This is a genomic window from Bacillus sp. FSL R9-9492 (assembly GCF_038007365.1).
GTDB lineage: Bacteria > Bacillota > Bacilli > Bacillales > Bacillaceae_G > Bacillus_A > Bacillus_A mycoides.
In genome coordinates this window covers 1,844,642-1,866,117 of the sequence record NZ_JBBOXC010000001.1, presented here as the reverse complement: position 1 = coordinate 1,866,117, position 21,476 = coordinate 1,844,642, and the positions used below count along the sequence as shown (strand labels likewise).

The 21,476-nt window shown below is 35.0% G+C and carries 21 protein-coding genes; 6 read left to right on the top strand and 15 right to left on the bottom strand.

Annotation, left to right across the window (positions count from 1 at the left end):
* Nucleotides 1-51: 51 nt before the first annotated feature.
* The gene (locus tag MKY70_RS09520; RefSeq protein WP_341024036.1) at nt 52-975 is read right to left on the bottom strand and encodes an alpha/beta hydrolase; all 924 of its coding nucleotides are present in this window, start codon (nt 973-975) and stop codon (nt 52-54) included.
* Nucleotides 976-1,184: 209 nt separating this feature from the next.
* Here MKY70_RS09520 and MKY70_RS09515 point away from each other — a divergent pair, with 209 nt between their 5' ends.
* On the top strand, nt 1,185-1,946 hold the full coding sequence (locus MKY70_RS09515; protein ID WP_002012144.1) for a DODA-type extradiol aromatic ring-opening family dioxygenase: 762 nt from the start codon (nt 1,185-1,187) through the stop codon (nt 1,944-1,946).
* A gap of 55 nt (nt 1,947-2,001) precedes the next feature.
* Here MKY70_RS09515 and MKY70_RS09510 read toward each other — a convergent pair whose 3' ends face one another.
* The 3 genes from MKY70_RS09510 to MKY70_RS09500 all read right to left on the bottom strand — a co-directional run bounded on the left by MKY70_RS09510 (nt 2,002) and on the right by MKY70_RS09500 (nt 5,028).
* Nucleotides 2,002-3,216 (bottom strand): multidrug efflux MFS transporter, encoded by a 1,215-nt coding sequence (locus tag MKY70_RS09510; RefSeq protein WP_002086285.1) that lies wholly within the window; start codon nt 3,214-3,216, stop codon nt 2,002-2,004.
* Nucleotides 3,217-3,427: 211 nt separating this feature from the next.
* Nucleotides 3,428-4,294 carry a GNAT family N-acetyltransferase gene (locus MKY70_RS09505; protein WP_088032468.1) on the bottom strand — a complete coding sequence of 289 codons (867 nt, stop codon included), beginning with the start codon at nt 4,292-4,294 and terminating at the stop codon, nt 3,428-3,430.
* A 14-nt stretch (nt 4,295-4,308) separates the two neighbouring features.
* Nucleotides 4,309-5,028: a DUF554 domain-containing protein gene (locus MKY70_RS09500; protein WP_000236011.1), complete on the bottom strand. Its 720-nt coding sequence runs from the start codon at nt 5,026-5,028 to the stop codon at nt 4,309-4,311.
* A 213-nt stretch (nt 5,029-5,241) separates the two neighbouring features.
* On the opposite strand from MKY70_RS09500, the gene MKY70_RS09495 reads away from it, so the two are divergent.
* Nucleotides 5,242-6,345, top strand: coding sequence for a CapA family protein (locus MKY70_RS09495; RefSeq protein ID WP_002141275.1), 1,104 nt, complete (start codon nt 5,242-5,244; stop codon nt 6,343-6,345).
* Nucleotides 6,346-6,397: 52 nt separating this feature from the next.
* Nucleotides 6,398-6,625, top strand: coding sequence for a hypothetical protein (locus tag MKY70_RS09490; RefSeq protein ID WP_012260734.1), 228 nt, complete (start codon nt 6,398-6,400; stop codon nt 6,623-6,625).
* Nucleotides 6,626-6,721: 96 nt separating this feature from the next.
* On the opposite strand, the gene ilvA is transcribed toward MKY70_RS09490, so the two are convergent.
* On the bottom strand, nt 6,722-7,984 hold the full coding sequence (ilvA, locus tag MKY70_RS09485; RefSeq protein WP_002012149.1) for a threonine ammonia-lyase IlvA: 1,263 nt from the start codon (nt 7,982-7,984) through the stop codon (nt 6,722-6,724).
* A 32-nt stretch (nt 7,985-8,016) separates the two neighbouring features.
* Nucleotides 8,017-9,690, bottom strand: a complete 1,674-nt coding sequence (gene ilvD, locus MKY70_RS09480) for a dihydroxy-acid dehydratase (protein WP_002012150.1) — start codon at nt 9,688-9,690, stop codon at nt 8,017-8,019.
* 611 nt (nt 9,691-10,301) lie between these two features.
* On the opposite strand from ilvD, the gene MKY70_RS09475 reads away from it, so the two are divergent.
* Nucleotides 10,302-11,060, top strand: a complete 759-nt coding sequence (locus MKY70_RS09475; RefSeq protein WP_214934022.1) for an SDR family oxidoreductase — start codon at nt 10,302-10,304, stop codon at nt 11,058-11,060.
* A 44-nt stretch (nt 11,061-11,104) separates the two neighbouring features.
* Here MKY70_RS09475 and MKY70_RS09470 read toward each other — a convergent pair whose 3' ends face one another.
* The 4 genes from MKY70_RS09470 to MKY70_RS09455 are packed head-to-tail and all read right to left on the bottom strand — an operon-like array spanning nt 11,105 to nt 16,148.
* A complete protein-coding gene (locus MKY70_RS09470) occupies nt 11,105-11,794 on the bottom strand; it encodes a response regulator transcription factor (RefSeq protein WP_002031197.1) in 690 nt (229 codons plus the stop codon).
* A gap of 15 nt (nt 11,795-11,809) precedes the next feature.
* Nucleotides 11,810-13,300: a sensor histidine kinase gene (locus MKY70_RS09465; protein WP_088032463.1), complete on the bottom strand. Its 1,491-nt coding sequence runs from the start codon at nt 13,298-13,300 to the stop codon at nt 11,810-11,812.
* A gap of 27 nt (nt 13,301-13,327) precedes the next feature.
* The gene (locus MKY70_RS09460) at nt 13,328-14,503 is read right to left on the bottom strand and encodes a copper resistance CopC/CopD family protein (RefSeq protein ID WP_341074496.1); all 1,176 of its coding nucleotides are present in this window, start codon (nt 14,501-14,503) and stop codon (nt 13,328-13,330) included.
* A gap of 16 nt (nt 14,504-14,519) precedes the next feature.
* Complete coding sequence (locus MKY70_RS09455) at nt 14,520-16,148, bottom strand: multicopper oxidase family protein (protein ID WP_088032458.1); 1,629 nt, start codon at nt 16,146-16,148, stop codon at nt 14,520-14,522.
* A 247-nt stretch (nt 16,149-16,395) separates the two neighbouring features.
* Between MKY70_RS09455 and msrA the strand changes: the two genes are divergently transcribed.
* Nucleotides 16,396-16,932, top strand: coding sequence for a peptide-methionine (S)-S-oxide reductase MsrA (gene msrA / locus MKY70_RS09450; protein WP_088032456.1), 537 nt, complete (start codon nt 16,396-16,398; stop codon nt 16,930-16,932).
* Nucleotides 16,933-17,095: 163 nt separating this feature from the next.
* On the opposite strand, the gene MKY70_RS09445 is transcribed toward msrA, so the two are convergent.
* From MKY70_RS09445 to MKY70_RS09425, 5 genes are all read right to left on the bottom strand, one after another.
* A complete protein-coding gene (locus tag MKY70_RS09445) occupies nt 17,096-17,296 on the bottom strand; it encodes a hypothetical protein (protein ID WP_002141267.1) in 201 nt (66 codons plus the stop codon).
* A 228-nt stretch (nt 17,297-17,524) separates the two neighbouring features.
* Nucleotides 17,525-18,421: an RCC1 domain-containing protein gene (locus MKY70_RS09440; RefSeq protein WP_088032454.1), complete on the bottom strand. Its 897-nt coding sequence runs from the start codon at nt 18,419-18,421 to the stop codon at nt 17,525-17,527.
* A gap of 164 nt (nt 18,422-18,585) precedes the next feature.
* A complete protein-coding gene (locus MKY70_RS09435) occupies nt 18,586-19,227 on the bottom strand; it encodes a FusB/FusC family EF-G-binding protein (protein ID WP_002012159.1) in 642 nt (213 codons plus the stop codon).
* A 110-nt stretch (nt 19,228-19,337) separates the two neighbouring features.
* The gene (locus MKY70_RS09430) at nt 19,338-20,024 is read right to left on the bottom strand and encodes a DUF421 domain-containing protein (RefSeq protein ID WP_341024029.1); all 687 of its coding nucleotides are present in this window, start codon (nt 20,022-20,024) and stop codon (nt 19,338-19,340) included.
* A 155-nt stretch (nt 20,025-20,179) separates the two neighbouring features.
* On the bottom strand, nt 20,180-20,443 hold the full coding sequence (locus MKY70_RS09425) for a CD3324 family protein (RefSeq protein ID WP_002012161.1): 264 nt from the start codon (nt 20,441-20,443) through the stop codon (nt 20,180-20,182).
* 326 nt (nt 20,444-20,769) lie between these two features.
* On the opposite strand from MKY70_RS09425, the gene MKY70_RS09420 reads away from it, so the two are divergent.
* Nucleotides 20,770-21,474, top strand: coding sequence for a polysaccharide deacetylase family protein (locus MKY70_RS09420; protein WP_088031564.1), 705 nt, complete (start codon nt 20,770-20,772; stop codon nt 21,472-21,474).
* The last annotated feature ends 2 nt before the right edge of the window (nt 21,475-21,476 follow it).

Sequence of the window (21,476 nt, the reverse complement as noted above, 5' to 3'; positions counted from 1 at the left end):
ATCCTCCAATTTTTCAAAAAACCTCACTTCAGCATGAAGTGAGGTTTCTTCTTATACAATATGCTCATCTAACCATGAAATCAAATCTTGAAATACATCTTCTCTATTCACTTCATGGAACATTTCATGTCTACCATTTTCATATAAACGAAGTGTTACATCTTTCACACCACATTTTTTATAGTTTTCGTATACTTCTTTTACACCTTTCCCCATATCCCCAACAGGATCACGATCACCAGAGAATATATGCATTGGAAGATTTTTTGGTGTCTTCTTGTATTCTTCTATTTTATTTACTTCTAGAACTCCATGAAACAATTCTCGGTAAAAACTAGTCGTGCAAATGAATCCACATAACGGATCCGCAATATACTTATCAACTTGATGAATATCTGAAGATAACCAATCAAATTTCGTACGATTTGGCTTAAAGTGTGAGTTGAAGTTTCCGAAAGATAAGAAGTTCAGCATCGGACTTTTCGTTTTCTTTCCGCGAAGTTTCATCTCAATTGTCGCTACTTTATGACCGATACTTCCTAAAAGCCCTGGATTTCCACCAGTTCCTGAAATAAGGAATCCATCATATAATTCACCTTTAAGTTGTACAGCACGTCTTGATAAAAAAGAACCCATACTATGTCCAAGTAAAAATAACGGGCATGTCTGCTCTTCTTTTATCATTTCCGAAACAAAGATAACATCAGACACAGCCTGATTCCAACCTACATTTGGTTCAAAATGACCATAGTCTTCTTCCCTTTTCACTGTTTTTCCATGCCCTTTATGATCATGAGCATAAACACCATATCCTGCTTCTAATAAAGCATCAATAAATTCTGTATAAACACCTGCATGTTCTGTCATACCATGTGCAATTTGAACAATTCCCCGCGGATTTCCTTCTGGTAACCATTTACGCAAGTAAATTTCCGATTTATCCAATGCCGTAACGAAATTTTCCTGTATGCTCATTCCGACAGCCTCCAAATCTATTATGTATATCTTTTTTTATAATGAATAAACATTCATTATTCTTATTATGTATTATATGCAATTGCTTTCATTATGACAAATGATCTATTTTTCCGATTACATATTAAACTATTATCTTGACGAATTTAAAATAAAATTATATAGTTACTTACATAAAGTAATTAATATATTTTTAGGAGGTTTTAATCATGATGCCCTCACTATTTTTAGCACATGGATCACCTATGCTTGCTATTCAAGATACAGACTATACACGCTTTTTAAAGACACTTGGAGAAACATATAAACCGAAAGCTATTGTTATTTTTACCGCTCACTGGGAAAGTGAAGTATTAACGATCTCCTCTTCAGATGAAGTATATGAAACAATTTATGACTTTGGAGGTTTTCCTCCTGAGTTATACGAAATCAAATATCATGCGAAAGGCTCTTCTAGCATTGCGTCTATGCTAGAAACAAAATTTAAAAACAAAGGCATTCCAGTCCATCATAATATGACGAGAGGTTTAGATCATGGCTCATGGACACTCCTGCATCGTATGTACCCAGAAGCCAATATTCCTGTCGTACAAATATCAGTAAATCCATTCCTTCCTGCAAAAGAACAATTTGAAATTGGAGAAGCACTAAAAGGACTTGGACAAGAAGATATTTTAGTAATCGGCAGCGGAGTTACTGTTCATAATTTACGAGCATTAAAATGGAATGAAACAACTCCGGAACAATGGGCGATTGAATTTGATGATTGGATTATAAATCATATGCATACTAGCGATAAAGATGCATTGTTTAACTGGGAAAGAAATGCTCCTCATGCACAATTAGCTGTACCAAGAGCGGAACATTTTGTTCCTCTATTTATCGCGATGGGTAGTGGTGAGAACGACGGTACGGTCATTCACCGTAGCTACGAGCTTGGTACATTAAGTTATCTTTGCCTTCAATTTTAATGAAAAAGGATGAAGCAATATTGCTTCATCCTTTTTCTGTTTTTCATTCACATAGTTAACTAACTTCCAAATGTCGTTTCTCTGATACCTCTTCGTTCTTACTATGAAAATAAACCCAAATGCACGCAATAAATAATAGTGATGATGTAGAGAAGAAAACATATTGGAAGCCTGCATGAGCTGCAATTTGTCCACCAAGTACTGGCCCAATCATATTTCCTAAAAACTGAAATGATTGATTATATCCAAATATTCGTCCCGTTACATGGGTTGGCGTATGTTGTTTTAGTAGAGTTTGTACGGAAGGTAATAGTCCTGCTTGTGCAATACCTAATAAAAAGCGAAGAATTAATAGTTGCCAAGCTGAGGTTACAAATGCTTGCGGAATAAAAATAATTCCTGCAGCAAACAACGCTACAACTAACGTTTTTTGAGGTCCAATATGATCTGATAATCTTCCTAGCTTAGGAGCTGCTAAAATAACTGCTAATCCTGTCGCAGACATGACTGCACCTGCAAGCATTTCAATATGATCTGTTCCTGGTCCTGCCAAATGCTTTACATACAACGTAATAATAGGTTGAATCGACATATTTGCAAGCTGAATAATAAACGTTGCTACAAATAAACTTATTATTAAATGTTTTGCAGGGACCATCGTCCATACTTTTTTCGGCTGTGCCTTTTTTTCTTTAGCAGAATGTTTCTCCTCATGTAAGAAGAAAAAGACGATAAGAAAGGACAGGAATAAGAAAGCTCCTGTAACTAGAAAAACATGGCGCATTCCGATTAACTCTGACAAATAACCTCCGAGTATCGGCCCAAGTAACGAACCGCTCACGCCTCCAGTTGAGATTGTAGAAATTGCCCAACCTGAATGTTCTTGCGGAGTTTCTGCAGCAATAAGTGTCATCGCTGTAGAAAGGAAACCTGATACCGATCCCATTAAAAACCGAAGTGCGACTAATTGATACACATCTGTCACAAACCCCATAAGCGTCATAATTATCGCCATACCAAGGCTAGCACGTATAAGCATCAATTTCCGTCCATGTATATCACCGAGCTTTCCCCATATCGGTGATACAATCGCACCCATTAAAAATGTTACACCAAATGCAAGTCCCGACCACTGTGCAATACTAGAAGTGCCGGTCACCCCTAATTCCTCAATATAAAAAGATAAAAAAGGAATTACTAAACTCATACCGGCTGCAGTGGTAAAACAACCTAGCCAACAAATCATTAAATTTCGTTTCCAGCTGGCCATTTTCACACCTTCTTTCATTAGATACCCATTCTACACTGTTTCCTGGAAAAAGTTTAGTAATTTGATTTATACGTAATATTAATTACAACTCCCGTTATTTTCAAAAAAATACAAATGTTTTTAATAAAAATCAACATCCTGATTCACAAATCCTCACTACATCGACGCACTATTTTCATAATAAAACCAACTCCACCGCAAATGGAGTTGGTTAATTATCCTCTATCGGTATTAAACGTGCATTGCAGCACCTCTCATAAAACTCAATCGGACCTGCTTGTCCTATAATTGCATACTCATATCCGCTTTTCTTCATGTTATATAAACAATGATTCAATAACGTCTTCCCAACACCGTTCACACGATTATGTTTCGCTGTACCCATCGGGCCAAACAACCCTTTCTTTCCTCTCACAACATCATAACAAGCGAAACCAATGATTTCTCCTCCTTGTTCAGCAATAAATATAGGTAACTCTTCTTTATATGTCCGAAATCCATAATCTAAAGATTTTAACCAACGCTCACCAAATTCATCCTTAACAAAACGTGCCAACTTTTCAAAATCAGAAGAGATCGCTTTTCTAATATTACAGCTTAAACTATTACAAATAGGATCAAATATTGTTAATGCAACCGTCAAGTCTCTTGGTTCAGATGTAATTTGCAACAGATCTTTTTTCATCTTTTCACTTATAACCTTATCAATAACTGTATCCCCTTGAAAAATTGCATATAAAACATGCCCTTCATTTATTACTATTTGCTGAAAACGTTCCATCCGTTTCTTCGCTACTTTTAAAACTTCTATCGTCTTATTTGAAACTTTAAACTCCCCAACATTTATGTATTCTATTTCATTTGCATAATATTGTTGGAGTAACGATATCTTTGCTAAAAAACCCATACCCACCGTGTGAAATAAATACATATGTAACTCCGCGCAAACTCCAGTACCTTCCTTACAAGCTCCTATAAATAGATGAACTGGATGGATAATACCTTTACTACACTCAGCCTCTTCTGCTGCAATCTCCAATATTTTATATGCACGTTTTGTAAATTGGAATTCCATCATCTATATCCCTTCCCCTAATGACTTATTATCAAACCATAACCGTATATAATAGAAACAATTACTCCAACCATTAATATGCCTGGAAGTAAATTTGCCACTTTAATTTTAATAAATCCAAGTAAGTTTAATCCGATTGCGAATATCATAATACCGCCAGTAGCCGTCATTTCCACTATAAATTGATTCATTAATTCTTTTGGAACAAAACTATTAATTTGTGTTGCAAAAACTGCAATACCTCCCTCATATAAAATCACTGGAATCGCTGAAAATACTACGCCAATTCCTAGAGTTGTCGTTAATATAATAGAAATGAATCCATCGATAATCGCCTTTGTAAATAAAATATCATGATTTCCGCGAATCCCACTGTCCAATGCACCAAGTATCCCCATCGCTCCGATTGCAAAAATAAGCGTGGCTGTTACAAAGCCTTCTGATATGCTCCCTTTCCCTTTCGATCCAACTTTATTTTCTAGCCAATCCCCTAACAGTTTTAACCTTTCTTCTAATTGTAGCCATTCTCCGATTACCGTACCAATAACTAAACTTAGTATGACAACAAGAAAATTTTCACTTTTTAATGCCATTTGAAGTCCAAGTACAGTAACCGCTAAACCAATTGCATGCATAATTGTTCCCTTCATACTTTCTGGAATCGCACTAAATAATTTACCAAGTAAAGTACCAAATATAATACAAATCCCATTTACAACTGCTCCTAATATAACCATTTCTCATTCTTCACCCTTCGAATTCTTTATTTCTATATTTTGGTTTATACATTGATTTACAGGTTACCTATATGTTAACGTAATATTGTGAATATTAACAAACGTTTTTCACTACATAACCCGCTATTTTTTTGTAACTATACAAAGACCGATTGCCTTTAGTAGATTCATTATTAATCTAATTGCGGGATAAACTCAAAAGGGAAGGTATTTATGAAAACTTTACTAAAACGATTTCTGTTAATAGCCTTTTTCATTACACCAATTGTTTTATTAATCAACTACTCTTTTATTTCAAAAGCGAAAGACAAACCTGATATGCAAAACAAATCTAGTAAAACAGCTTCAAAAAGTGAAAAGAAAACCGAAGACCCTGAAATCACACTCACCTTCTCTGGTGATACAATGTTCGATTGGCAATTACGTCCCGTAATCGAAAAAAATGGGGCTGATTATCCATTCCAACACGTAAAAGAAGAAATAACGAAAGCTGATATTTCTTTTGTTAATTTAGAGTCAGCATTTACAACGAGAGAAAAAAGAGTACCTGGGCAACAATTTTGGATTAAAAGTGATCCATCCACACTACAAGCCATTAAAAACACCGGATATGACATCGTGAACATTGGCAATAACCATACGCTTGATTATGGGCAAGATGGACTACTAGACACCATTTCTCACGTCGAAAAATTAAAACTACCTTACACTGGAGCCGGAAAAAATGCTGAAGATGCTTATACTGCTCGTGAACTAACTGTAAAAGGAAAAAAGTTTAAATTTCTTTCCTTTGTACGCTTTATGCCCAACTTTAATTGGGTAGCTGGTGACAATAAACCCGGCGTTGCAAACGGATATGACCTAGATCTTGTAACAAAAACGATTCAAGAGCAAAAGAAAGATGCTGATTATGTAATCGTCTATATGCATTGGGGCGTCGAAAAATCTAATCGTCCAATAGAATACCAGAAACAATATGTTCCGAAAATGGTAGAGGCGGGTGCTGATGCAATCGTTGGAAGTCACCCGCATTGGTTACAAGGATTTGAGTATTACAATAAAGTTCCTATCGCATACTCGTTAGGAAACTTTTTATTCCCGAATTATGTAAATGGAAAGAGTGCCGAAACAGGCGTATTAACTTTAACCTTTAAAGGTAAGGATGTCCAAATGTCATTCAATCCTTACATCATTCGCAACAACCAAGTTTCTCCTGTAAATGAAGAAGAAAAGAAAAAAGCACTGCAATATTTACAAACGGTTTCAACTGATGTAGAAATTGATGATACTGGGAAAATAATAAACAAACGCAACTAAACAGCACGAAATTCATTTCTCTGTAACATACATTACGGGATAGGTGATGAATATGCTGAAAAACTTATTAGAAAATATAAGTCTGTTAGAAAACGTGTATAAAATATCTATAGCGATCCTGCTTTTATGTTCATTTTTTTCTGTTAGACTTCTAAGAAAAATAAAGCGAGAGAGAAAACTTACTCCCTTTGAATTTACAATGTATGTAATCATTCGTATTGCAATACTTTTTTGGTTAACTAGCTTTATCCTTCTTGAATATGGAGCGTATTTCGTTTAACTTTCAAAGAATAAAAAAGATAGAACAAGCAGGATTTCCCTCCTGTATCTATCTTTTTTATTTCAAGTAGAATTGTATGTTAACTCTTTTCTTTTATTAAATAAGTAAATCAAACAGCACAGGATTTTTATTAAGCTCCACGAATTGAATGTTATTTTCTTGAAAACGAGTAATTAAAGCTTCATAGTCTTCCTTATGCTTTAATTCTACCCCCACTAAAGCTGGACCATTTTCTTTATTATGTTTCTTAATATACTCAAAGCGAGTAATATCATCTTCCGGTCCTAATCCTTTATCAAGAAACTCTCGTAGTGCTCCTGAACGTTGCGGAAATTCAATGATGAAATAGTGCTTTAATCCTTCATGAATAAGGGATCGTTCTTTCATTTCTTGCATTCTATCAATATCATTATTTCCACCACTTAACGTGCATACAACTGTTTTTCCCTTTATTTCATCTCTGTATAGATCAAGTGCCGCAATAGAAAGCGCACCAGCTGGCTCTGCTACAATTGCATTTTTCTTATACAGTTCTAAAATCGTCGTACAAACCTTTCCCTCTGGTACTAAAACTATGTCATCAATTACATCTTTACATGTTTCAAAAGTTAACTTTCCTACCTTCTTAACAGCTGCTCCATCAACAAAACTATCAATCTTTTCTAATGCAACATTTTCATTTTGAAGAAAAGCTTCTTTCATAGATGCAGCTCCCATCGGTTCTACACCGATTACCTTTGTAGTAGGACTAACCCCCTTTACATATGTACCAATACCAGATGCTAATCCACCACCGCCAATTGCTGTAAATATATAATCAACTGGTTTCTCCATATCATGCATAATTTCAACAGCGACTGTTCCTTGACCAGCAACGACATACGGATCATCAAACGGATGTACAAATGTCATCCTATTTTCTACACAATAGCGCTGCGCCTCTTGGAAAGAACTATCAAATGTATCACCAACTAATACAATGTCTGCGAAATCACCACCGAAAAATTCAACTTGTGATACTTTTTGCTTAGGTGTCGTTGTCGGCATGAAAATTTTTGACGGAATCTTCAATAAATTACACGTATAAGCAACTCCTTGTGCATGATTACCAGCACTTGCACAAACAACACCATTTTGTAACTTTTCTTTCGGTAAACTTTGAATTAAATTATACGCACCACGAATTTTGAAAGAACGAATAACTTGTAAATCTTCTCGCTTAACATATACGTCACATTCATATTTCTCAGATAAAACTGAATCTCGTTGTAACGGTGTTTTAATAACGATATCTTTCATGCAATTATGAGCCATTAAGATATCTTCAATTTTCACTCTCTCCTTTACATTTTGCACCATTTTATATCATCCTTATCTCTTTTTATATTGGCTCAATCAAAATTCGGGATTTTCAGAACTGCACCTGTATTCGCCGATGTTACCATTTGTGCATAACGTCCAAGCCACCCAGTTTTCACTTTTGGTTCTGGTCGTTTCCACCCTTTTTTACGCTTCTCTAATTCCTCATCACTAACTCTCACTTCTAACAAGCGTTCCTCAACATCAATACATACAATATCTCCTTGTTCAAGAAGTGCAATCGTTCCGCCAGCTGCTGCTTCTGGTGAAATGTGCCCTACCGAAATACCACGTGAAGCACCAGAGAAGCGACCATCAGTTAAAAGTGCAACATCTGCTCCTAATCCCATACCAGCAATTGCTGATGTTGGTGCTAACATTTCCGGCATACCAGGTCCGCCTCTTGGTCCTTCATAGCGAATAACAACTACATCTCCTTTCTTAACTTTCCCAAGCATAATGCCGGCAAGCGCCTCATCTTGTGAATTAAAAATAACGCAAGGTCCTTCAAATCGTTTTACTTCTGTTGCTCCGCTTTTAATAACCGCTCCGTCTTTCGCAAGGTTTCCTTTTAATATACGTAATCCTCCTTCTTCACTATGAGGATTTTCTAGAGAATGAATAACTTCCTTATCTTGAATCTCTGCATGAGCAATGTTTTCTCTTAATGTTTGCCCAGTAGCAGTTATACGATCAAGGTGAAGTACCCCTTCTTTTCGGCTCATCTCTTTCAAAATTGCACTAATCCCGCCTGCGCGATCGATATCTTCCATATGCCAATTAGAAGCTGGACTTACTTTACATAAATGCGGTACACGCCTTGAAACTGCATCAATGCGGTTCATATCGTAATCTAACCCCGCCTCTTGTGCTAGTGCTAACGTGTGTAATACTGTATTCGTTGATCCACCCATCGCCATATCAAGTGCAAACGCATCATCAATTGCTTCTTCTGTTACAATGTCGCGTGGTTTAATATCTCTTTCAATTAAAATTTTTAATTTTTCTGCTGCTTGTTTAATTAACTCCTCACGTCTTGGATCAATCGCTAAAATACTCCCGTTACCAGGAAGAGCTAAACCTAACACTTCACATAAACAGTTCATAGAGTTCGCTGTAAACATACCGGAACAAGAACCACAAGATGGACAGCCATGATCTTCAATATCCTTTAATTCTTCTTCTGAAATTTTCCCAGATTGATAGGCTCCTACCCCTTCAAAAACAGAACTTAAATCGACAACTTCCCCTTTAGATGTTTTCCCCGCTGCCATCGGACCACCTGAAACGAAAACAGTTGGAATGTTTATTCGAAGTGCAGCCATCATCATACCTGGTGTAATTTTGTCACAGTTTGGAATACAAATCATTCCATCAAACCAGTGTGCATTTACAACTGTTTCTACTGAATCTGCAATGATTTCACGACTCGGAAGCGAATAACGCATACCGATATGACCCATCGCAATACCGTCATCTACTCCAATTGTATTAAATTCAAATGGAACCATGCCTGCTGCACGTACTGCTTCTTTAACAAGTTTCCCAAACTCATTTAAGTGCTTATGACCTGGAATAATTTCAATAAAAGAATTACAAATTGCTATGAATGGTTTATCAAAATCTTCATCTTTTAAACCAGTTGCTTTTAATAAACTACGATGCGGAGCTTTATCAAAACCTTTTTTAATCATGTCACTTCTCATCTTGTCAAATCCCTTCTTACACATTTTTTCTCTTACTTAATCTATTTTTTAAAATAAAAACTCTCACCTCAGCAATCAACTACTACTTAATAGTAGCTTTGATTGCTGAGGCGAGAGTTTCGCGTTACCACTCAGCTTCCTTACACTTCTCACGAAATATAAGCTTTGTAGGTCCAACCAGACCCCCGTCCTTTTACCGGAGACGATACCGCCGCCCTCTACTCAGTTTCCCTTTCGCAAGCGATGCTCCGAGGTGATATTCAATGATTCGATGCTTACTACTCTCGCAGCCTTGGAGTAGCTCTCTGAAACGATCATAATCATCTACTTTCCTCTTCTTTGCATATACACAATACAAAGTCTGAAAATTCATAATTGACTTTTATTTGTTAAACGTATTATAGGACTTTGTTCTTTTCATTGTCAACATTTTTTTAAAAATTCATTTTTAAAGTTCAATTCATACACTAAAAGGTTGTTTATTTTTCTCAAAACAAAATCGGAATGAACTTCTTACACGTACTCATATATTACTTAAGTATGTTTGCTTTTCTACATAAAGAAAAATAACTTAAAAACATATAAAAAATTTATGAGGAGATGAGAGAACTATGTTAAAAGGTAAAATAGCATTAGTTACTGGCGCAAGCCGAGGAATTGGACGTGCTATCGCAAAACGTTTAGCAAACGATGGTGCATTAGTTGCTGTTCATTATGGTAACCGAAAAGAAGATGCTGAAGAAACTGTTCATGAAATTCAATCAAATGGCGGATCAGCTTTTTCTATCGGTGCAAATCTTGAATCTTTACACGGTGTAGAAAACCTATATAATTCTTTAGATACTGAATTGCAAAAGCGAACTGGTGCAACAAAATTTGATATTTTAATAAACAACGCTGGAATTGGACCTGGTGCTTTTATTGAAGAAACGACTGAACAATTTTTTGATAGAATCGTTTCAGTAAATGCAAAAGCACCATTCTTCATCATCCAACAAGCTCTACCGCGTTTACGTGACAATAGCCGGATTGTTAATATCTCATCAGCCGCAACTCGCATTTCTTTACCTGATTTCGTTGCATATAGTATGACGAAAGGTGCAATTAACACAATGACTTTCACTCTAGCAAAACAACTTGGCGCACGAGGTATTACTGTAAATGCAATACTTCCAGGCTTCATTAAAACAGATATGAATGCGGAACTCTTGAGCGATCCAATGATGAAACAATATGCTACTAACATTTCAGCTTTCAATCGATTAGGTGAAGTAGAAGACATTGCCGACACTGCTGCATTTCTCGCTTCTCCTGATAGTCGCTGGGTTACTGGACAATTGATTGATGTTAGCGGAGGATCTTGTTTGTAAATTCATTTACAATAAAAAAGCCAGCAAAAATGCTGGCTTTTTTATTAGTGTGTAAAACGATATCCTACTCCCCAAATTGTTTCAATGTATGATTTATCAAATGGATCGAGTTCAATTTTTTGACGAATATTTTTCACATGTACAGCAACCGTTGCTGCATCACCAATTACATCCATCCCCCAGACAGTTTCAAAGAGACGATCTTTACTAAATACTTGGTTTGGATGTTCCGCCATACAAGTTAATAAATCAAATTCTTTTCCTGTTAACATGACCTCAGTTCCATTTATAAATACACGTCGTGCCGATTTATCAATAAGCAATCCTCGAATACGAATTTCATCTTTTATTTGTTCTCGCTTCCCTGTTAAACGATCATAACGGGCTAGATGAGCGTTTACACGCGCCACCATTTCACTTGGGCTAAATGGTTTTATAATATAATCATCTGCTCCAAAACCTAACCCTTTAATTTTATCGATTTCCTCTTGTTTTGCGGACACCATAAGTATTGGTATGTCCTTTTTCAATCGAACTTGTTTACAAATTTCATATCCATCTATTCCCGGTAACATTATGTCTAAAATTAACAAGTCATAATCCTCCAGAAGAACTCTTTGTAAACCTTTTTCGCCAGAGTAATCAATATCTACTGTATACCCAGCAACCTCTAAATAATCCTTTTCTAACTCTGCTATAATAGCTTCATCTTCAATAATTAAAATTCTTTTCAAGATGCTCTCCTTTTTCTAATTGATTTTTTGTAATGTAAATGCCAGCGTCGTTCCTTTACCTTTTTTGCTTTCTACCCAAATATCACCACCATGTTGTGTGATAATCTGATGTGCAATTGACAAACCAAGTCCGCTTCCACCCGTTTTAGAATTTCTAGAATGATCTGCACGATAAAATCTTTCAAATATATAAGGCATCGCCTTCTCCTCTATTCCTATCCCATTATCTTTTATGTAAATCGTTACATAATCAATAGATTCGGTCATGCGAATTCCTATATATCCTTCTTCTTTATCCATATACTTCACACTATTCCAAATGATATTTGTAATAACACGACGTAATTTTTCACGATCACCTTTTACCAAAATAGAAGTATCCTTTTGAGCATCCCAACTCACTGCAATTCCCTTATCTTGCAATTCAAGCTGTAGTTCTTCTATACAATCAGATAAGTATTGATTAATTTCAACCTCTTCAAATTGAAACGGTTCCTCTTTCAAATCAAGTTTTGAAAAGAGAAAAAGCTCGTCAATTAATTGATCCATATCAAACACTTTATGATAAATAATCGTTAAATATTTATCTAATTGTTCTGGAGTTCGAGCGATACCTTCTTTAATTCCTTGTACATAACCTTTAATAGCCGTTATCGGCGTCCGTAAATCATGAGAAATATTTGAAAGCAACTCTTTACGATTCTTTTCATATTGCATTTGCAACTCGACCGATTCCTTCAACCTGCCACGCATCTCTTCAAACGATAAACTTAATTCACCTATTTCATCTTTCGCAAGTGGCTTTACTTGAAAATCTAAATCACCCTTTTGAATTCTTTCCGTTGCCTGCTTTAATGAATGCAATGGTTTAATAATACTCCGTGATATAAAATATGTTAATATTCCATTCGTAATAATTAACCCCAGTATTAAAGAGCATACGAAATACGGGAAAAATTCTCTAATCATTTCTTCTAAAGGATTTACATACTCAAATACAAAAATACTAACCTTATCCTTCTCTTCATCGTAGTAATCAAATTGCTTATAGTAAAAAGAATTACCCTCTATTTTCACATCCATTCCCTTTCTTTGTCCTTCCGTTTCAAATGCGGGTAGGTATTTATCAAACGAAGAGATTTTAAAATATGGGGATGAATATTTAAGCTCATCATTTTTTCGAATTAGTAATCCTGCTTGATTATCGTTTAATTCTTTATCAGTTTCCTTTAAAAAATTTATATCCTCCAATTTATCTGGAGCATACGATGAAAGAATTTTCAACCTACTAAAAATATCATCTTCATCTTCTTTTGTACGAATAGCTCCCTCCTGCTCTTTATCAATGAGAGAATGACTATTTTGATCAAGACCAATGATTGCTTTTGCAATACGAATATCACCAAATAAAGTAACACTAATTAACATAACTGCTATACCGCAAAAAACGATTGGAATAATTACCATCGCAACATACGACAACAGCAATCTAATACGGATTGACATTACAGAACTCCTATGAACATTATAATTTTAGCTAGTTACAGAATTCACCGGAAACGAAACTTGACTCATCCAAATACCAGCTAATAATACGAGTATAGCTAGAACAATTTCTAAGAGCAATAAACGGTGATTAACTGTTCCGATATCGTTACCCCATGTTTTCGTTTGTCTCCATGCTACAATTGTAATTATACATACAGTAAGAATCTTTATATTTAAAAGGTTCGTCCATATTGAATTAAAATTAAAAAGTACCCAATTCCTTGTCTGTAAAAACACAATTAATTCCCCAGAAAGAAATGCTAGAATAAATGAAGTACCAGCAATAATGCTAAAATGCTTACGGAAACTCTTTTGATCAAATGTAATTTTGTATAATGTTGTCCACGCTATAACAAGAGCTAAATAAATAAGTGCTCCTAGCCACACTGCAATACTCATAACGTGGACCATTCTAATTATAACTGCTGCCCAATTTGGATTAGTAATCCATACATGACCTGTGAAAGAAAAACTCGCAACAAGAAATCCCCAAATTAGCGCATACCATTCGTTCCCCATATGCCGCAAAGACATAAGAACTAATAATAGCAGTTGAATTATAATAATAACTGAAAATGGCGAATGAATAAGTAAACTTCCCTTTGGAATAACTGACTTATATACTATTAATTCGGCTATTAATCCTACTACAAGTATAGAGAAGAAAATCTTTTTCATATTCTTCATTCTTTGCAATATGGGAGGTAATCTATAACGCTTTACAAACATATCGAGCCACTTTACTCCTGCTCCAATTAAAATCATTCCCTCTACCACTACATTAGTTTGTACTTCTTCTCCAATTGAAAAGGGATAGCCTCCCTCACTCGGATGTCCGTCTGCAGAAATCATAGACCACCTTACTGTGTAAGTACCATTATTTAAGTTTGGTAATTTCACTTTTAATTTTGTTGGGTTATCTAATATTTCAACCTTTGATACTTGCACTCTCTTTGCACTTGCATCTAGCAATTCAATATTAACTACATTTCCCGCAACTGGTTCACTAAATTCAAGAATAATCTGTTCCGGTTGTACTGTAAGAACCTCACCCTCTTTAGGGGTGGCTCCTACAACACTTGTATGAGCAAATACACTACTATGAGAAAATAAAAATATACTTGTACTTATTACAATAAATACTATCATTCTATAAAGCATGAAAACCTCCGTATTATTATTCTGGATGATTACCCGCGTGATCTCCTGTAGAAAACGGAGTAGTTACCCCCTCATAATTCATCATCGTATGCATTCCTTTTTCCGCATGAACGAGATGATGACAATGAACCATCCATAGTCCACTATTATTTGCCTCTAGAGCAATTTCATATTCTTCTCCCGGAAAAACATTAACTGTATCTAAGTAAATCGGACTTCCCTCCATTGGTTTACCATTTTTAGAAATAACCTGGAATGTATGTCCATGCAAATGCATTGGATGAATTTCTTCCCCCTTATTTTTAAATCGAATCTTAACTTTATCCCCTTTCTCTACTTTAATTGGTGGAATGTCAGGTGATGTCTTTCCATTAATCGTATACACCCATTTTTCTTGTCCATTTACATCTTTCACACCTTCTGCCAAATCCATATCATAGACTTTTGTAAACTTTGAATCTATCGTAAACTTGCCAACTTCTTTTTCTCCATATTTCGTAAAGTCAAACCATGGATAACTCTTTATATCAACAGGTTTTTTCGGCAAAGAACCGTTCCCAATAGTCGTCGTTAACATTCGATTCATTTTCTTAGATGGATCAACATTAATAAGTTTTACACTCGTTGTTTCTGGCATTTTAAAAACAAGGTCATAACGTTGTGCAGCTCCCATCGGAAGAATTGCTTTATCTAGCTCGTCCCCACCTTTTATGTCACGACCATCTAATGCAATAATTTGAAATGGCGCCCCAACTAATGTCATTAAATGCGTATTATTCCCAGCATTAATTAAGCGAAGGCGTACTGTTTCACCTGGTTTTGCATCCAATCGTAGTCCCTCACTTGTATCATTTAATGTAAATACATCGTAATCATCTCCATCAGATAAATCTTTGAGTTGATCATTACTTGGCATCATTAACGGTCCTTCTAAAGTTTGCGCCTTTTCATTTCGAATATGATTGCTAGGGTAGCTATCCCAATCTTTATCTTGTTCGCCATTATGCTTACGGGTTTTTATGGCTCCTGTTTTCCATTCATGGATCGCCACTGTATAATCCTTTTCATATTTTACAGCTGGTTTATTCGGTTCAATAACAATGGTTCCAAATAGTCCCCGTTCCGTTTGTATTGCACTTTTTTGATGTGAATGATACCAATATGTTCCTACCTGATCAGCATTAAATGCGTATGTATATGTTTCACCTGGTTTTATAGCATTTTGCGTAACACCTGGAACACCATCTACCGCCGCAGGAACATCTAATCCGTGCCAATGGATTGTAACGGGTTCTGGCAATTCATTTTTCAAATTTACAACAATACGTTCACCTTGTTTAACTCGAATTTGAGTACCCGGTGATGTTCCATCAAAGGTCCATGCATCTACCTTTTTCCCATTTCCCAAATCTAAACTTGCTACTTTCGCCGTAATATTAAAAGTTTTTGCAACCCTTTTTTTGGCATCTGAATTCGTAAGAGATGTAATTGATTCTGAAGTAGATGTTACGTCTCTTAACTTCTTTTTTTCATTTGTACCTGGGTAATTATTAATTAAAAAATATCCGAAAATAACTAACCCTAATAGTAAGCATGCCGCAATCAATATATTTCTTAAATCACTTTGTATAAATTCCTTTTTCATATTAGTCTCTCTTTCATTTTTTGTTGTAAACTATTAATTTTCATACGTGGATTCATTGCCTATCACCTCACATATTCACTTCGATTTACATCATAACACTCAGAAAAAAAGAAACTTTGAAGGAATTTTAAAGACTTTATAAAGAAATATATTTCAATTTTTATTCACTTCTAAATCTTTTTTATTGCGCAATAAAACATTTTATATAATACTGTATAAAACATATATATTTAGGAGGATTACAGCAATGTCTGAAAAAACATACGAACTCGCAACCTTCGCAGGCGGTTGTTTTTGGTGCATGGTAAAACCATTTGATGAGCTTCCCGGTATTCAAAAAGTACTTTCCGGCTATGCAGGTGGTCATGTAGAAAACCCAACATACGAACAAGTAAAGACTGGAACATCTGGACATTTAGAAGTTGTACAAATTACATTCGATCCTTCTATTTTTCCTTATCAAAAATTACTAGATTTATATTGGCCACAAATTGATCCAACTGATGACGGCGGACAATTTTTCGATCGTGGTCCATCTTACCGCACAGCAATTTTTTATCATAATGAAACACAAAAAGAGCTTGCAGAAAAATCAAAGCAAACTCTAGCAGAAAGCGGTATGTTTAAAGGTCCTATTGTGACTGAAATCCGCTCAGCTGCACCTTTTTATGAAGCAGAGGAATACCACCAGCATTTCTATAAAAAGAATCCAGAGAAATATGCTACCGAGCAAAAAGAATCTGGCCGTGAAGACTTTATAAAAGAAAATTGGCAAAAAAAATAATAAAAACGCATCGTACCTTTTAAGTACGATGCATTTTTATCTTTGAAAAAAGTACCATACAATGATGAGAACAACCGCTGTTAATGTCCAAAGTACTATCTCGTTTTTTACTCTATTCTTTTTATTAGTCATTTCATCTCCTCCTAATAGCTATTAAACATATTCAAGATTTCCTCTGTTTAATTGTCCACCTTATATACGTGAATACATCCTTACAAATTCTTATAACAAAACCACCGACGATTCCGATTGCAATTGAAATTACTAACATCTGTACAAAACTAAGAGTAGTTGTGTATGTTATGTAGATAACAATGCATACAAGTAAAACATCCGGTAAAGAAAGCAAAAACTTTTTAAGCATTTCTTCAGCTCTCCTATGCTTTATTTGTAATTTATACTTTCTACTGTAGCTTTGAAATAAAGTTTGTTCAAAAATTCCATTTAGACACTCATTTTACGAAAAAAGAATAAGAACCTCTTTTAAAAAGGGATTCTTATCTACATATCCTATTCCATAATTACTCATAAAATAGAATAATATTACTGGTGATTTATTGTAAATTATCTATCAACAAATAGTTATTAAAAACTATTTACCGGGCAATCGGATACTGCGCCAACTACCTACATCGCATTGACCGTATGTATTATCACCTACTGCTACCACCGTGCCATCTAATTTCAGACCGACCGTATGCGCACAACCCGCCGCTATCGCTACAATATCACGCCAATCGCTTACATTACATTGACCATACTCATTCCAGCCGACTGCCACCACGGTACCGTCTGATTTAAGTCCGATTGTATGATTCGTACCAGCTGCTATTGCCATAATATCTTTCCAGCTGCCTACATCGCATTGACCAAGTTTATTATTACCCACTGCCATCACTTTGCCATCCGATTTCAAACCAACAGTATGAAGATAACCTGCCGCCAACTCCACCATACCACGCCATCCACTTACATTGCATTGGCCATATCGATTATTCCCCACAGTCGTCACAGTTCCGTCCAATTTAAGACCGACTGTATGCCAGTCACCCACCGCGACCGCCACAATATCTCTCCAGCTACTTATATTACATTCTCCTTCTTTATTTCGCCCCACTGCTATTACTGTGCCATCCGGTTTAAGGCCAATGGTACGACGCCACCCTGCCGCAACCGCTACAACATTATGCCAATCATTCACATCACATTGTTCATGCTTATTCCAACCCACTGCTACCACAGTACTGTCACATGCAAGACCGATTGTATGTGCATTACCCGTGTTCGTCGCCATATGAACATTACCCGCTGCGACTGCTTCAATATCACACCAGCTGCTTACATTACATTCTCCTTCTTTATTTCGCCCCACTGCTACCACCGTGCCATCCAATTTAAGAGCAACGGTATGACCACGACCTGCCGCTATCGTATCTTTAGGCCACCGTTTCGCTTTTAACATTTCTTTTTTCGGTGAAATGTAATTCATGTTTTACCTCCTTGTATATAAGCAACTGTATCCAAATAGATATTTTTATCTAATTTCATTATAAATGACCCGACTTTTTTTATAAATTTACAGCTACAAAAGAAGCCTATTATTACTTCTTCAAAAAATAAAAACCTCTAGTTTAAATACTAGAGGTTCCTTCTTTATTTCTTCAATCGTTCAATAAAATCGTTCAATTTATCAAGTGATTTCATATTCTGATTACAAGCTACACCATCTTTGCAAATATAGTTTCCCTTTTTCACGAAAGTTCCTGGTATATTACCTTTAATTTCAACTAAAAACATCCCTACTTCTTCATGTCCATGACATAATGAACAAATGCTCTTTTTATTTAAACTTTGGAACGTTCCTTGCAGACCAACAAACTTATTTTTATCATTTTTCGCTATAATAAATTTCCTGCTTGACCCTTTATCAATCCAGCTTAAATAAGATAATTCTTTCATGTCCAGTTCTTCCATATCAGGAAGTTTTAATTTTTTCGCTTTAGGAAATAATTTTTTTAATGTTTGCGCTGTAACTTCCTGAAACGGAATGACATACGGATTTATTTTCAGTAAAAACGATTCTGCATCTTCTCTATTTTGAACTGTTAATACCGTATCAATTAACTCTTTCTGTTCATCTGTTAAATTTTCAAATACATGTATTATTTTTTCAATCGCAAGTGATTTTAATGCTTGAATTACACCTCTATCATTTGCCGTTGCGTGCCCATTTGCTAAAATATAAGCTTGTGATTTTATAAAATTATATTGATCACTTCTAATAAAAGCTTCCATCTTTATCACTCCATACAAATTGTTGATCTAGTCTTATTGTATACAATGATTCAGCTTTTTGATATGTAAAAGATAACTTAGAAATGAACATTACATACTCTGACTATGTTCTACCGAGGCATTTCCTGACAAAAGAAACCATCATCTGTTTTCCATTCTGCATATAATACATCTTCAAATTTAGTAATCCCTTTTTTCTTTATTTGTTTATAAAGCCATCCTTCATCAAAACCTGCTTCCCTCAAATTATCTTTCACTACTTTTCCATCACTAATTAATGAAATCGGTAAGTATACAGGTTTATGTTTTAAGCTTAAATCATTTATAGTAGGAGATTCATATTTGCTTTTCTTCAGAACACTTATGTTTCCATTAGGTTCCAAAATCATATATTCAACTTCTCGGATTGAAAATATATCTTTTTGTTGTCTTAGCATTTGTTGTAGTTGATTAATATCCAAATGATTTGAACTTAGTTGTTCCCGGTCAATATATCCATTACGGATAATGATTGACGGAGAGCCTTCAAAAAAACTTCTCGTCCCCCTAAATTTTTGCGTTATCACTTCTATTGTATAAATTAACACTACCCATACAAGTACTGCATATAAAATAGACCATACTTTTATTTCCGGATCATATATAGTATTTCCTACTAATTCTCCGAGAACTATGGCAGAAATAAAATCAAATGGCGTTAACTGAGATATTTGTGTCTTCCCTAATATTTTAGTAGCAATCAATAGCACAAAAAAACCAAAAAATAGTTCTATCGTTATTTGTCCTAGATGATTCATATATGCTCACCTTTCTGCTTTTCACTCAAATGCTCTATATTCTATTTAGTAAAAAGCCGGCACATTTTTTCTATTATCTTGCCCATTCATATCCAATAGATACAAAACAAAAAGAGTCTAGTTCAATTTAATAATTGAACTAGACTCTTTTATTTTCATTTAGAATACACAATCTTTTTAATCGTTTCTCCGGAAAGAAAATGCTCCTCCGCAAGTTGATGAATGGAAATTCCACTTTTAAACGCTTCTTTAATAGCTTTGTTTCTTTCATCTAGTTGTTTTCTTCCTCCAGATTGTGTACCCCATTTATAATGTTTTGTTTCTTGTTTTGGAATGTAAATTGTTTCACCTTGTATATACTTTTGAATTTCAGCAATTAAACTTTCTGGTAAAACCGTCGCAGCTTTAACGTATTTCATTTCTGCTCGCCCCTTATTTTTTATGGTTCATTTCAATAAGGTGCAAAGCCAAATATAAAAAATGATACGAGCTCATTTAGGCGATTGTATATTACTTGTCTACCCCACGCAAAGTATCGCCATTTCCATACTTGGCTTTGCATGAGACGTTGCAGTGTCTGGCAATTGAATTATAATCGCCATATTAACACCTCCTAATATACCTTTTTCATTTTATTATATGATAAATTCCTTCCCCTTGCATCCACATCCTTTTTAAAGCACGAAGTTACTTAGTTTGATATAATACTTTTTAGTCCAATCCAAAAGTATAGTGAGGTTGCGTTATGAAAAAGAATATAATCATTACAATCGTTACATTATTCATTATTACTGTAGCATTATTCGGAACATACAAATTGATGAACGCAAGAAGTTTTCAATTGTTTGGAGGTTTAACAAACCGAGTAGAAACAAATGAAAAAGTGATTGCTTTAACTTTTGATGATGGTCCTACTAACAATGTAAAACAAATATTACCGCTACTAGATCGATACAATGCAAAAGCTACTTTCTTTTTAATCGGAAACGAACTAGAGAAAAACCTATCGTTAGGAGAAGATATCGTACAATCTGGACATCAAATTGGAAACCATACATACTCTCATAACAGAATGGTTTTCAAAACTCCTTCTTTTATTAAAGAAGAAATAGAAAAAACGAACTCGATAATCCGTCAAACAGGATATACAGATAAAATTGATTTTAGACCACCTAACGGTAAAAAGCTAATTGGTCTGCCCTATTATTTAAATAAAAACAATATCGAAACAATCACATGGAACCTTGAACCTGATACTTTTTATACATCTACAGCTGATAAAATTGAATATGTTAGTAAAAATGTAAAACCAGGTTCTATCATTTTATTACACTCTATGTATGATGAGTCTAATGAAAATTTACAGACCATTGAAGGTATTTTAGACTCTTTATCTAAGAAGGGCTATCAGTTCGTAACAGTAAACGAATTACAAAAAAGAGCAAAATAAAA

What these genes read in the sequence shown, in the direction of transcription:
- MKY70_RS09490 (WP_012260734.1), top strand. Translation starts at nt 6,398, where the DNA reads ATGCTGAAAAACTTATTAGAAAATATAAGTCTGTTAGAAAACGTGTAT.
- MKY70_RS09430 (WP_341024029.1), bottom strand. Translation starts at nt 20,024, where the DNA reads ATGAATCATCTAGGACAAATAACGATAGAACTATTTTTTGGTTTTTTT.
- msrA (WP_088032456.1), top strand. Translation starts at nt 16,396, where the DNA reads ATGTCTGAAAAAACATACGAACTCGCAACCTTCGCAGGCGGTTGTTTT.
- MKY70_RS09455 (WP_088032458.1), bottom strand. Translation starts at nt 16,148, where the DNA reads ATGAAAAAGGAATTTATACAAAGTGATTTAAGAAATATATTGATTGCG.
- MKY70_RS09495 (WP_002141275.1), top strand. Translation starts at nt 5,242, where the DNA reads ATGAAAACTTTACTAAAACGATTTCTGTTAATAGCCTTTTTCATTACA.
- MKY70_RS09460 (WP_341074496.1), bottom strand. Translation starts at nt 14,503, where the DNA reads ATGCTTTATAGAATGATAGTATTTATTGTAATAAGTACAAGTATATTT.
- MKY70_RS09505 (WP_088032468.1), bottom strand. Translation starts at nt 4,294, where the DNA reads ATGATGGAATTCCAATTTACAAAACGTGCATATAAAATATTGGAGATT.
- MKY70_RS09515 (WP_002012144.1), top strand. Translation starts at nt 1,185, where the DNA reads ATGATGCCCTCACTATTTTTAGCACATGGATCACCTATGCTTGCTATT.
- MKY70_RS09445 (WP_002141267.1), bottom strand. Translation starts at nt 17,296, where the DNA reads ATGCTTAAAAAGTTTTTGCTTTCTTTACCGGATGTTTTACTTGTATGC.
- MKY70_RS09465 (WP_088032463.1), bottom strand. Translation starts at nt 13,300, where the DNA reads ATGTCAATCCGTATTAGATTGCTGTTGTCGTATGTTGCGATGGTAATT.
- MKY70_RS09440 (WP_088032454.1), bottom strand. Translation starts at nt 18,421, where the DNA reads ATGAATTACATTTCACCGAAAAAAGAAATGTTAAAAGCGAAACGGTGG.
- ilvA (WP_002012149.1), bottom strand. Translation starts at nt 7,984, where the DNA reads ATGGTGCAAAATGTAAAGGAGAGAGTGAAAATTGAAGATATCTTAATG.
- MKY70_RS09435 (WP_002012159.1), bottom strand. Translation starts at nt 19,227, where the DNA reads ATGGAAGCTTTTATTAGAAGTGATCAATATAATTTTATAAAATCACAA.
- ilvD (WP_002012150.1), bottom strand. Translation starts at nt 9,690, where the DNA reads ATGAGAAGTGACATGATTAAAAAAGGTTTTGATAAAGCTCCGCATCGT.
- MKY70_RS09510 (WP_002086285.1), bottom strand. Translation starts at nt 3,216, where the DNA reads ATGGCCAGCTGGAAACGAAATTTAATGATTTGTTGGCTAGGTTGTTTT.
- MKY70_RS09475 (WP_214934022.1), top strand. Translation starts at nt 10,302, where the DNA reads ATGTTAAAAGGTAAAATAGCATTAGTTACTGGCGCAAGCCGAGGAATT.
- MKY70_RS09520 (WP_341024036.1), bottom strand. Translation starts at nt 975, where the DNA reads ATGAGCATACAGGAAAATTTCGTTACGGCATTGGATAAATCGGAAATT.
- MKY70_RS09420 (WP_088031564.1), top strand. Translation starts at nt 20,770, where the DNA reads ATGAAAAAGAATATAATCATTACAATCGTTACATTATTCATTATTACT.
- MKY70_RS09425 (WP_002012161.1), bottom strand. Translation starts at nt 20,443, where the DNA reads ATGAAATACGTTAAAGCTGCGACGGTTTTACCAGAAAGTTTAATTGCT.
- MKY70_RS09500 (WP_000236011.1), bottom strand. Translation starts at nt 5,028, where the DNA reads ATGGTTATATTAGGAGCAGTTGTAAATGGGATTTGTATTATATTTGGT.